The 11,610-nt window shown below is 55.0% G+C and carries 10 protein-coding genes; 3 read left to right on the plus strand and 7 right to left on the minus strand.

Annotation, left to right across the window (positions count from 1 at the left end; genetic code table 11):
• Nucleotides 1–5: 5 nt before the first annotated feature.
• Entirely contained in the window at nt 6–1,508 is a 1,503-nt protein-coding gene (locus PHP59_RS01740) for a methanogenesis marker 14 protein (protein WP_300162647.1), read from the minus strand.
• 26 nt (nt 1,509–1,534) lie between these two features.
• Nucleotides 1,535–2,284, minus strand: coding sequence for a helix-turn-helix domain-containing protein (locus tag PHP59_RS01745; RefSeq protein ID WP_300162650.1), 750 nt, complete (start codon nt 2,282–2,284; stop codon nt 1,535–1,537).
• A 122-nt stretch (nt 2,285–2,406) separates the two neighbouring features.
• Here PHP59_RS01745 and PHP59_RS01750 point away from each other — a divergent pair, with 122 nt between their 5' ends.
• Both PHP59_RS01750 and PHP59_RS01755 read left to right on the plus strand, forming a co-directional pair.
• Complete coding sequence (locus PHP59_RS01750; protein ID WP_300162653.1) at nt 2,407–2,823, plus strand: pyridoxamine 5'-phosphate oxidase family protein; 417 nt, start codon at nt 2,407–2,409, stop codon at nt 2,821–2,823.
• 97 nt (nt 2,824–2,920) lie between these two features.
• On the plus strand, nt 2,921–3,325 hold the full coding sequence (locus tag PHP59_RS01755; protein WP_300162656.1) for a pyridoxamine 5'-phosphate oxidase family protein: 405 nt from the start codon (nt 2,921–2,923) through the stop codon (nt 3,323–3,325).
• Nucleotides 3,326–3,397: 72 nt separating this feature from the next.
• On the opposite strand, the gene PHP59_RS01760 is transcribed toward PHP59_RS01755, so the two are convergent.
• The gene (locus PHP59_RS01760; protein ID WP_300162659.1) at nt 3,398–6,424 is read right to left on the minus strand and encodes a DEAD/DEAH box helicase family protein; all 3,027 of its coding nucleotides are present in this window, start codon (nt 6,422–6,424) and stop codon (nt 3,398–3,400) included.
• A gap of 191 nt (nt 6,425–6,615) precedes the next feature.
• Between PHP59_RS01760 and PHP59_RS01765 the strand changes: the two genes are divergently transcribed.
• Complete coding sequence (locus PHP59_RS01765) at nt 6,616–7,275, plus strand: hypothetical protein (RefSeq protein WP_300162662.1); 660 nt, start codon at nt 6,616–6,618, stop codon at nt 7,273–7,275.
• 66 nt (nt 7,276–7,341) lie between these two features.
• Here the strand turns inward: PHP59_RS01765 and PHP59_RS01770 are convergent, their stop codons facing one another.
• The 4 genes from PHP59_RS01770 to PHP59_RS01785 form a co-directional block, all read right to left on the minus strand.
• Nucleotides 7,342–7,725, minus strand: a complete 384-nt coding sequence (locus tag PHP59_RS01770; protein ID WP_300162665.1) for a DUF2513 domain-containing protein — start codon at nt 7,723–7,725, stop codon at nt 7,342–7,344.
• Nucleotides 7,722–9,134, minus strand: coding sequence for a restriction endonuclease subunit S (locus PHP59_RS01775; RefSeq protein ID WP_300162668.1), 1,413 nt, complete (start codon nt 9,132–9,134; stop codon nt 7,722–7,724). The genes PHP59_RS01770 and PHP59_RS01775 overlap by 4 nt, the downstream gene beginning before the upstream one ends.
• Before the next feature lie 100 nt (nt 9,135–9,234).
• Nucleotides 9,235–10,344 carry a Fic/DOC family N-terminal domain-containing protein gene (locus PHP59_RS01780; RefSeq protein ID WP_300162670.1) on the minus strand — a complete coding sequence of 370 codons (1,110 nt, stop codon included), beginning with the start codon at nt 10,342–10,344 and terminating at the stop codon, nt 9,235–9,237.
• Nucleotides 10,341–11,610 (minus strand): N-6 DNA methylase (locus tag PHP59_RS01785; RefSeq protein WP_300162673.1); only part of this gene is annotated, 1,270 nt, incomplete at its 5' end. The genes PHP59_RS01780 and PHP59_RS01785, both read right to left, overlap by 4 nt.

The raw sequence follows: 11,610 nt of genomic DNA on the forward strand, positions 1-11,610 counted from the left end.
ATTCCTCACTTTCCTATCTTGATACGCCTGCCCATGATGCACGGACCGCCCCTCACGCCGCCCAGGGGGTTCTTCGGCTTGCCGAGGGAGTTCATGCACCGCCCCATCAGGGCGGCGCCGCGTGCAAGCCCGTCGTCCACAAAGACCACATGGTTTTGCGGGTCTTTAAAGAGACCGCGCTCGGTGATCCCGTCAAGGATATACTGCGGTTTTCTCCCTGATATCGCCGCCCGTCCGGTGAACCCGATGGAGGCGTTTTCCGGGACCATGGTGTGTTCGACCGCAACATCGATGAGCCTGAGGGCCATTCTGGCGCAGACGTGGTCGATCACATCGACGAGCAGTCCTTTGCCGTACTTCTCATAGATCTCTGCACCGATCGTATTGAGTGCTCCGGTTTCGCTCCCGTTCACCCCGACATCGCACCCGATCAGGGCGACTCCCGAGTCATGGGCGACCTTCGCGCTGACCGGCACCCGGCCGAAACGGCTGCGGTCGGGCGGGACGACCCTGATGTCGATGTGACGGTGTGCCTGTTCCACATAGTCCTCGACGGTTGCCGCGCTCCTCCCGAACCGCGACAGCCCCTCGATGACACTTTTGTCACCGAACATGTCGAGGGCCGTGCCGGTCCTCCCCTCGACCTGGCCTGTCCCCCTGACGATAGCGTCAGGGATCGCTCCTGCAAGGCCGCAGAAGTTTCCGATGGTATGTGCAAAGGGGTTCTCGGCCGCAGGGTCGACGTCAGAGGTGATCCTTCCATCGAGGGTCGTCCCGAAGTCTATCGAGAGACAGGGGTTGCGGAAATCGATCGGTGTACCCTTTGCGCCCTCCTTGATCCCGGCCATCGCGAGTTCGCCCTCCATCTCGTTGGCGACCATCTCGACCCCCGAGCTTCCGACAGGGGGGATCACGCCGGCGACCGCCCCGACAAAGACAACCTTGTCGGCAAAACTGTAGTGCTGCAGTTTTTTCGAGAGGTTCTCCTTCGACATCGGGGGCGTCATCTTCCTGGGGGGGACTCCCGCGGCAAGGCAGCCATTGGCGAGAGCGATCACGAACTCGCCCACCTGGTCGGGAGAGTCCATGGCGGCGACGACACCGGTGCTCCGCACCACAAAGTCGAGGTCGTCCTTGATTGAGAGGCCCGCCTCCCTGTGGCACTCGATAAGGGTGTCACGCACCAGTTCGGTGACAGACTCGCGGGTGAGTTCTGTGCCGTCGAGGGTTGCCCCGAAGACATCCTCCCCGGGTTTTGGCGGCCTGACGTCGCGGCTCATCTTCACCGTCTTGTTGATGACATAGGTCATGCCGGTGTCGAGGTCGGTGCCGGTGAGGATGCATTTCGTCGTTGTGTTCCCCATTTCGACCGATGCGACGATGAAGTACGGCCTGGTCTTGTATTCAGGGACCACCATCCCGGCGCCGTGGGAGATCGAGGGTGGCGGGATACTTTCCACGATATACGGCTTTGGTCTGAAAAAGCGGTCCAGAAAACGGGCGCACATGGATCTTATCTCTCCTCCTGAATTGTTTATATCTTTCTGTCTGTGTGTTCACCTTTCTGTCCGCAACCCGGCAGGGATGCGGAGATCCGGGCGATGCCCCTCAGGACACGGTATCCTGAGGCGGTGAGTTCGTACTCGCCCCGTTCGTACCTCTGGGAGATCAGGCCTGCACCTTCCAGTTTTTCGAGGTGGAAGAGAAGGTTTCCTCCCCGCAGGCCGGTGGTCGCGGAGAGGCCCGAGAAGGTACGGGAGTCCGCGGCGAGTTCCATCAGGATGCCGAGGCGCGGGATGCTTGCCGTGGGTTCGAGCACCTTTTTCACCGTCTCTTTCACCGGGATCGATATGATGGAGGGTTCATCCTCCTGTTCCCTGAGGATCCCGAGCGACCCTGCAATCTCCTCCTGTTTATTGAGTATTCTGGTCGCCTCCTCGAAACATGGAGTACAGGACGGCGGGGCCGCCTTTTTGAGGTCCCTGATACGGTGGTGATAGCGGGCCAGTTCCTCCCTCGTGGCCCTTCCGTCGGTGATCGTCCCGACACTCTCCATGATCTGGTGAAAAAAGGTTTCAATGCACTTTTCTCGCTCAGGACAGGTCCTTTCCAGTTTTTTTTCCAGTCCTGCACGTGCGCTCTCCAGATGAGCGCCGATGGCGACCCGCCCGAATTCTCGCTGCATCGCCGCAAGGACGCCGTCGTTCTGGAGGCGGTTGCGCCCTTCTGAGAGGTCATGCACCTCTTTCCTGAGCGCCCGTAGTTCTTCTCTGATCTCACGCACAGGATCGTCCGCCGTGCCTACGGAATCTTCTTTGCTATAGAATTCTGTATCTGGCATCCGGAAGTATATTTTTGTAACACGCAGGTATATATCTGCTGATGTAGAGAGGGATATGATCAACTATGGTCAAACTGGTAGAAGAAATGAAAGAGGCCTTCTCGAAGGTCAGGGTCTTCCCGGTGGCGACTGCCTCGAAAGACGGCATCCCGAATGTTGTCCCGATCGGTTTCTGCATGCTCATGGACGACGAGACAATCTGGATCGCCGACAACTTCATGAAAAAAACCCTGGCCAACCTGAAGGAGAACCCCCATGTCGCCATCTATATCTGGGGTCCCGACATCAAGGGCTGCTTCCAGGTGAAGGGCGACGTGACGATCTTCACCGAGGGCGAGGACTTCCAGAAGATGCGGGAGATCGTGCTGTCCAAGATGTCTCAGGCGCCTGCAAAGAGCCTGATCGTCGTGAAGATCACCGAAGTCTTCTCCTGTACTCCTGGACCGGGCGCGGGGGAGCGTATCCACCTGGTCAATCCCTGAACCGGCGTAAAGCAATTTTTCTCTATCTCAAAACCTCCTTTTTTCCGGAACATCCGTCAGATTCATCTGCACCGGGGTCGAAAGGGGTGTGATCCCTATGGTACAACTGACACCAGAGATGAAAGAGGCCTTTTTGAAGGCGCCGGTCTATCCGCTTGCGACCGCTTCGAAGGCCGGCGAACCGAATGTCGTTCCGATGAAGTCGGTCTGGCTTGTCGACGACGAGACGGTCTGGATCGCCGACAACTACATGAAAAAGACGCTGGCAAACCTGCAGGAGAACACAAGGGCGGCGATATTCCTCTGGGGGCCGGAGACGAAGGGCTGCCTTCAGATCAAGGGGGACATCGAGATCCTCACCTCGGGCCCTGACTATGAGAAAATGCGGGCGACGGTGAAGGCGAAGTCCGAGAAGTATCCGGCGAAGTCCCTGATCGTCTTCAAGATCACCGATGTCTTCACCTGCTCCCCGGGAGACGGGGCAGGGAAGAAGATGATGTGATCTGGTCTTCTCTTTTTTCTCATAATGAGAGATGGGAAATCCCAGATCAGGACCCCCGTCCAAACAGAATCTTCAACCTGTACCGCTCAGCAACTGGGTATAGATCCGGTTGAACATGTAGTTCTTGAAGAGCAGGGCAAATGCATTGTCGTCGTTGATCCTTTTGAAGATCTCCTTGTTGGTAGAGAGCATCTCAACCAAGGTATCATCGAAAAAGTTGTTGAAGGCGATTTTGATATTGTCCCGGGAGTTGATGTCTGGATTGAATGTCTGTTGGAGCGCCGTGTTTCCGATCAGGCGTTTTTCCATATCGTCGGCGAAGTATGCGATCTTGTCCTCATCGGTGAAATCAGTCCCGAAGTTTTCATTGATATATTCGATGATCTCGGAGAGGGGGGCGCACTCTTCAGGTAGTGCCTGTGTGGGGCGGTCGTCAGGCTGCTGGAGTGTTCCGTCGGCGTTGATCATGATCTGCCCGTTCGATGTTTCACGGATGGAATAGGACTCCATGTTGATGTTTTCAATAACATCGATCGGGAGTCTGTCGTCGTCCTTTGGAAGGGCTTTTTTGAGGTACCTCGCGAACTGGTAATATTTTTCCAGCGGGACGTCCTGGAAGGTGATGATCTGTGAGAGGAAGGCATACAGGTTGACGAACTGCCGGAGAGTCTTTTTGAAATCGTCACGGTCCTCTTTTTCCAGATAGATATACTGCCCGACGACCTCTTTTATAATAGCCTGGAGTTTTTCCTGTCGACCCTTTCTGGAGAAGTACTCGTTTCCAAAGGCTTCCACCTGTTCGGGGGTGTAGATGGAGTAATGATCGAGGCGATACTGGAGATCGTAGAGTTTATTCGGGTCTGTCGGCTCGTCCAGGAGGGTCTTCTGGAAGTAGGGGGCGAACGCCTTCTCGATCTCATCTGCACCGTTTGCGAAGTCGAGGACCATCGTCTCCGTCTTCTGCGGGTGAATGCGGTCGAGCCGACTGAGAGTCTGGACTGCTGCGACACCTGAGAGCTTTTTGTCGACGTACATGGTATGAAGGAGAGGTTGGTCGAAGCCTGTCTGGTATTTGTTCGCCACGATCAGGATACGATTTTCCTGCTTCTCAAACTCGGCAGCGGTCTGCCGCTCGGAGAACCCGTTCATACCTGATTCGGTAAACTTTTCATTGAGGTCGGGGTCGACGACTTCACCGGAGAATGCGACGAGTGCCTTGAAGGGGAGGCCCTGATCACGGATAAAACGGTCGATGGTCTGCTTGTACCGTACGGCATGAAGACGGGATCTGGTGACGATCATTGCCTTGGCCTGACCGCCGATCCGATGCATGGTCTCATGCGTGAAGTGGTCGAGGATGATCTCGCACTTTTTGTTGATGGCGTGCTCGTGGAGGTCTACATAGGACCGGATAAGAGCGGTGGCCTTCCGCTTGGGGTACTGCGGATCGTCTTTGATCCGTTTGAGGAGTTCGAAATAGACCTTGAAGGTGGTGTAGTTCTCCAGCACGTCGAGAATGAAGCCTTCGGCGATGGCCTGTTGCATGGTGTAAAGATGAAAGGCCTCAAAGTTTCCGTACCTGTTTTTCCGCCCGAAGAGTTCCAGGGTCTTCTGTTTTGGTGTGGCGGTGAAGGCGAAGAACGAGACATTGGGAAGGCGCTGGGTCTTTTTGATATATTCTTCAACCGTGGTATTGATGGCGTCTTCACTGTCCTCGTCTTCTGTGTCTTCGGTCTCGGCATCCTGTAGTGAGGCAGGCGAGAGGACTTCCTTGACACTCCGGGCGCTCCGGCCGCTCTGGGAGGAGTGAGCCTCGTCGATTATGACGGCGAAGCGGTTGCCCGGGCGTCTGCTGATCTCTTCGACGGCATGGGGGAATGTCTGGACGGTGACAACGATGATGTCTTTGTTTTCGCTGAAAGCTTCGGAGAGATTTTTTGCCTTACGACCTGAGATGGTGGAGACGACGCCCTTCACCTGCTCGAACTGTCTGATGTTCTCCTGCAACTGCTGGTCGAGGACTCTGCGGTCGGTGATGACGATGACCGAGTCGAAGAGACGGCGGTCTTCGTGGTCATAAAGAGAAGTGAGATAGTACGCGAGCCATGCGATGGTGTTGCTCTTGCCGCTGCCTGCGCTGTGCTGGACGAGGTAGGCCTGCCCCGCTCCTGCGGCATGTGTATGGGTGATGATGCGGCGGACGGCGTCGAGCTGGTGGTAGCGGGGGAAGATAATCTTCTTGCCGATTTTTTTGCCGTCTTTGTCGTGTTTATCCACTTCCTGAACGAAGTGCTCGATGATGTCGAGGACGCTTTTTGGGTTCCAGACTTCTTCCCAGAGGTAGGCTGTGGCATAGCCGTCGGGATTTTTCGGGTTCTCCTCTGGGTGATCCCGGTCCAGGGGGTCGCCGCGGTTGAAGGGGAGAAACCTTGTTTCATCGCCTTCGAGCTGGGTGGTCATGGAGACCCTGAGGGGATCGACGGCAAAGTGGGCGAGGCAGCGGCCGTACCTGAAGAGAGGCTCTTTTGGGTCACGGTCTTTTCTGTATTGTTGTATGGCATTGTTCACCGTCTGGCCTGTGAGGGGGTCCTTGAGTTCGGCGGTGAAGATGGGGATGCCGTTGACGAAGATGGCGAGATCGAGAGACTTCTCGCTTCTGGTGGAAAAGTGGAGTTGTCTGACGACCGAGAAGATGTTTGAGCGGTAAAGGTGTTTGTGTGTCTCGTTGAGGCCGGAGTTCGGCTTGAAATAGGCGAGGTGAAAGGTGCAGCCGAGGTCTTTTATTCCCTTTCTGAGGACGTCGATAGTGCCGCGTTTTTCGATCTCCGACTTCAACCGTCTGAGAAACGCATGCCGTGTGTCGGCACCACGCTGTGCTTTGAGTTTCTCCCACTCTTCTCCCTGCGTTGCGTAGATGAAGGCGCAGAGGTCTTTGGGGATGAGGCAGAGGTTGCGGTCGTAGTCTGCGCTTGTCCTGATGGTGTAGGTCGCCCGCGGGTCGACGAAGGGGTTCTCCTCGTCGAGGGTGCGGGTCCGGGCGCCAGCGAGAGTCGTGACGATGGTGGTCTCGAAGTCAGCTTCAGATATGGTTGCAGTCATAGGATTTCCGCCTCTGATTGGTACGCTGGGGTGTCGATGGTTGATGATATCTCTTGAGATCTGATGAATCTATTGTTTCTGAAGGGTGGATGCCGATTCTGACCATCCAGACCGGAAGAACGGATCGATTTGTGCTTATGGAGTGCCAGGGTTTAACTATGCCGCTGTCTGCCGATGGGTTCAGGGATGCCATGGAGCAGATCTTCCAGAAAAGCACCAAGGCCGGAGGGTCGTCGGTGACGATCCGATCGGGCGACCTCCATAGAGCACTGGGGGGATATCCAGGCAAGAGCCATCATCAGATGCCAGTCTGCTGCTCGGTGATGTATCAGCTGATGGAGATGGGCGACGAGATCCTGCAGGCTCCGCCAAAGGGGAATGGGGCCACTCTTGAGATCGCCTATACTCTCCCCCGCCCGGAGCCGCGGGAGGTCAGGCCAAGACTCAAACAAGCGCTTCCCTGGAGGCCGGAGCCGCAGGTCTTTGCCGATCTGGAAGACCGGGTGCGCCGCCATCCCTCCTATGCAGGACTCGATCAGGTCCGTGACCTCGCCACCGCCACGCCGGCCACGGCAATCGCCGTCGCCCGTTCAATCGCTGAGGGAGTGACGAAGATGGTCTGCACCACCCACGACCTCCCGACCAATGGGGAGACCTTCGACGAGATGTGCGGCATGATGAAGGCTCACAATCTCCTCGACCGCCGTGTGCTAGGCTATGTGAACACGATCCGCAGCATGGGGAACAAGGCGATGCATGGAGGGGCGACGTTCAGGGAGGAGGACCGTATGATCATCGCGGCGATCCTCCGTGAGTATCTCCTTGCCGTGGCTGAAAAGGGGATGGGCTGAAAAAGAAATATTTCCACAAAAAAAGAGGATACAGTGTTCTCATTCACACAATAAGATGATTTGTGCCTATAATAATGCCGTTAATGCCGGAATAGCCTGAGATTTCATGATTTCCTCAAGAAGCATGTTGATTATGTTGAATGAGGCACCTTTAAGATTTTTATCGATTATTTTCTTCGCTTTCTGCCATCTTCCCTCATCCCGGCAGGCGTCGAGGAAGTCGTGACCGGCCCAGGTCATACGGTAGATCGCATAACCCGCTGGTTTCACGGTGTCCATACCATACGATATGTGGCCTTCAATCAGCTTTGCATCTAAGAGCAGATAGACGTGATATGTTATCTCTTCATGGGAACAGTTCTCTACCGGGAGGTTGTGTATTTCTGAATCTCCATCATACTCTTCAATCTTAAGGAGAATCTGACGGATCAGATCCATATCCCGCTTCATGTAACTTCCACCTCCTCACGCACGTCGATCCTCCCGGTGACAGCGGCAGAGATGAGAGCGGTGCGGTATTCTTGAAGTTTCTCGATCTGTCGGTTGATGGTGTCGATGATGGTGTCGATGCGGCTGGTCTCACGGTCAAGGAAAGAGGTGATAGCGTGTTGTTCGAGAAGGGGTGGCAGTACAACATACCATGCTTTCACAATACCTTGTGATATCTTCACCATCGATCTACTCGATCCACGGGCATCTCTTTTTATCTGGTAGCGACCGGTTCGGCTTAACATCCAGTATTTAATATACGCTGGATTCACAGTGCTTAGATTGTAGTTTAGTTTAAAAACGAGATCCGAAATAATCAACTTCCTATTACCTGTCTGATCAACAAGGCATACATCCCCAACGAGATCTGGAGTATTCGAACGAGTAATTAAAAAATCACCAATATTGATGGTCCATCTGTCCTCAGGGCTATAGTCTCCCGTGAGAACCTTATGCTCTAAGGGAAGGAATTTCCCTTTCGAAACAGCATTGAGTTTTATAACCGCCCATTCATCTATTTCTGCAATTCGGTCTTCAGCCTGTGGACTCCACCCCTGATCAATAGAATCTATCAGTTGCCCATGTTTTATGACATTCCAACCAACAGGCACCTCTCCGAGCCACTCCACCCCCGAATCTTTCATCTCCACTGAGGGGTCGAGGCCCTTCGTGACGGCACGGGTGATCAGCGCCTGTCGCTTCTCTTTGAGGAGATCGATGAGGCGCCGCTTCTTCTCGACGAGGGCATCGATGCGGGCGGTCTCCCGGTTGAGGAAGGCGGCAATGGCGCGTTGTTGAGGAATGGGAGGGACATATGATAGAGCAGATTTTATGGCGGATATTGTTAGCCCAAAGCGTGTCACACCATTCGCAGCACAGACAAACTGATCACGTATCTTTGAGGATGAGAGAACCCAAAATAAATATTGCCCCTCTAATGTTACCGTATCAGGCCTTAATATTGCCAGATGATAGCCACAGATTACATTGGTCAGATCTTCGACAACAATCGCTGGACTTGCAATATCTTCACGAGTTTCGGAGTCCTTTGTAATGATAACATCATCTTTCTTTAATTTGAACTTTGAAATCTCAGAGGTTTTCGCTGAAGCGCACATGAAGTCAAAAGTATTATCAACCCGCTCATTTTTCCACACATCGATGTAATTACACAGCAAAATGGGATTCTCCCCATCTTCAGTTTTTTTATCTGCATTGCTCACGGTGATAGTGCATATATTCGATAATTTTTTTACATCCCACCCTTCCGGCACCTCCCCTAGCCACCCCACTCCCGAATCCTTATACGCCGGGTACCGCTTCCACTCCTTCACCACCGTGAAGTCGATCGTGACGGCAGGTTCGCTCATGCCCGCACCTCGTTGTCCCTCATCGGTGTCGCACAAGATCGTTTGTGCGACATATTTCGCGTTTCATGTCGCACAAAATTTTTTGTGGGACATGGATGTCTCACAACCGTCCCTCCTCGGTGATGGCGATCAGGCGGGGGAAGATGTACATCGCGGGTTTCCTCCCCTCTTTTTCGGCGAGCACGTCGACAATTCCGGCCTCGCTTAACTGCGTGAGGATGCGCTCAGCAGTCTTCCTGGGGATTGTTGAGTTCTGGTAAAACTCCGAGGAGGTGAAGATCGGCGTTCGGAAGATCGCATCGATGGCAGCGACGGAATACTGCGACTTGGCGATCTCCGGCACCGTCTGCTTCATTTCATTATAGAGTTTCAAGATCGCCTTCGCCTTGTGGCCATTGTCCTCTGCCTGCTCCTCAATTGCCCCAAGGAAGAACGCGATCCAGCCATTCCAGTCTCCTTCTCGGGAAATGCCGAGGAGATGGTCATAATAGGTCGGCCTGTTCCGCTCCAGATAGGCGCTGATATAGAACATCGGACTTGACAGCAGGCCCTTGCCAAAGAGGATCAGCGGGACGAGCATGCGCCCGATACGGCCGTTCCCATCACAGAAGGGGTGGATCAACTCGAACTGCGCCTTGAGCACGGCAAGCTGCACCAGAATGTCCTTCTCGTCGCTGTGCAGGTACCCCTCCCAGTTCTCCAGCGCCCCGGGCACGTCAGCCGGTGCAGGGGGAACGAAGACGGCGTGCTCGATGTATGAGTCGCTGCCGATGAAGTTCTGGATCGTCCTGATGCATCCGGGCTCGCGGTCCCTCCCGCGGACGCTGGTGAGTAGGATCCGATGAAGGTCGCAGATCATCTGGATATCCAGGGGCTGTGTCCCAAGTCTCTCCACCGCAACCTTGAGGGCCTCCCGGTAGTTGATGATCTCCTGGATGTCGGCGCGGATCGCATCGGTGATCTGCTCCTTCGGGTTCGCCTCGAACCTGAGCACATCGGTGAGTGAGGCCTGCGTACCCTCAATCTTGGACGAGAGCACGGCCTCCTGGGTCAGGAGCGGGGAGAGCAGGATCTCGGGGTCTGGTATGGCGATGAGCGTCCCATCATAGCGAGCAAGGGCGCGGTTTGCCGACGCGATCTGCGGAATATGGACCTCCCACTCGATGCAGTCCAGGGGCAGAGTGTCGGGAATATAGGGCCGGACCTTCATCCCATCATCTCCTTTACCATATCAATGATATCCGCTTCCAGTACCTTGATATCCTTTTCTATCTCTTCCAGCGGTCGCGGGGGCGTGTAGGTATAGAAATAACGGTTGAAATTGATCTCATAACCCACTTTTCCGACGCCACCGTCCTTTTCATCGACGACCTCCTCGTTGATCCAGGCATCCGGCACATGCGGCCTCACCTCGCGCTCGAAGTACTCCCGGACAGATTCGCCGAGCGGCACATTTTCCGTATCACGGAGTTCGGGGTCGGCTTCGATCCGGCCCTTCGCATCAAGGCATGGCCCGGCCGTTTCGTCACGCTCGGAGAGGGCCGAGAGAACCGCCTTCTTCAGGGGTGCGCTGAGCTTCAGTCCATGACGCTTGAACCCGGCCATGAGCGTCTTCTCGAACACCCGCCGGTCCAAAACGATCTGATCGCTCTCCATCTCGTGGAGGGTGCCGAGGATCCCATCCTGAAGACGCTTCCCCTCAGCGACCACAGCAGCACCGGCGTCTCCCTTCTTTTTGCTGGTCGCAAGACTCTGAAAAGCGTTTTCGGACCGCAGACGTTCGATGCGCTCTGCCGAGATGCAGAAATTCAGGCGGAGAGGGCGTTCAACAGTGATCTTCCGATAGCCGAAATCGGTGGTGGAAAAGATCCGCACATGCTCCCTCTCCTCAAAGGCCTGGAACCACGTCGTGATCTCCAGGATCTGGTCGTCTGTGATCTCATGGCGCTTGTCCCCCAGGCTTTTTCGCATCTTCTGGTAGCATGAGGTGGCATCGATGAGCTGCACCTTCCCCAACCGCTCCTCTGTCTTACGGTTGGTCAGCACCCAGACATAGGTGTTGATCCCGGTGTTGTAGAAGAGCTGATCGGGAAGAGCCACGATCGCTTCCAGCCAGTCGTTCTCCAGGATCCAGCGTCTGATCTCGCTCTCGCCAGATCCCGCGTCCCCGGTGAAGAGGGGAGAACCGTTCATGACAATCGCGATCCTGCTCCCCCCATCAGCAGGTGCATTCATCTTCGAGATCATATGTTGCAGAAAGAGAAGTTGTCCGTCGCTGATGCGCGGGAGACCGGCGTAAAACCTCCCTGCTGTTCCTCTGGCCGCTTCCGCCTTGATGAAGTCTTCCTCTTTTTTCCATGACTTCCCGTACGGCGGATTACAGATCATGTAGTCAAAGGTCTCGCCGGCATGCCCGTCCCTGGAGAACGAGGAGTCGGGCTTGATGTTGTCGGCATCCCGGCCGTCGCCCTTGATG

Source organism: Methanofollis sp. (assembly GCF_028702905.1).
GTDB lineage: Archaea > Halobacteriota > Methanomicrobia > Methanomicrobiales > Methanofollaceae > Methanofollis.

Bases quoted from the DNA above. Each gene is read 5' to 3' on its own strand.
- PHP59_RS01740 (WP_300162647.1), bottom strand. From the start codon at position 1,508: ATGTGCGCCCGTTTTCTGGACCGCTTTTTCAGACCAAAGCCGTATATC.
- PHP59_RS01750 (WP_300162653.1), top strand. From the start codon at position 2,407: ATGGTCAAACTGGTAGAAGAAATGAAAGAGGCCTTCTCGAAGGTCAGG.
- PHP59_RS01755 (WP_300162656.1), top strand. From the start codon at position 2,921: ATGGTACAACTGACACCAGAGATGAAAGAGGCCTTTTTGAAGGCGCCG.
- PHP59_RS01760 (WP_300162659.1), bottom strand. From the start codon at position 6,424: ATGACTGCAACCATATCTGAAGCTGACTTCGAGACCACCATCGTCACG.
- PHP59_RS01765 (WP_300162662.1), top strand. From the start codon at position 6,616: ATGGAGCAGATCTTCCAGAAAAGCACCAAGGCCGGAGGGTCGTCGGTG.
- PHP59_RS01770 (WP_300162665.1), bottom strand. From the start codon at position 7,725: ATGAAGCGGGATATGGATCTGATCCGTCAGATTCTCCTTAAGATTGAA.
- PHP59_RS01775 (WP_300162668.1), bottom strand. From the start codon at position 9,134: ATGAGCGAACCTGCCGTCACGATCGACTTCACGGTGGTGAAGGAGTGG.
- PHP59_RS01780 (WP_300162670.1), bottom strand. From the start codon at position 10,344: ATGAAGGTCCGGCCCTATATTCCCGACACTCTGCCCCTGGACTGCATC.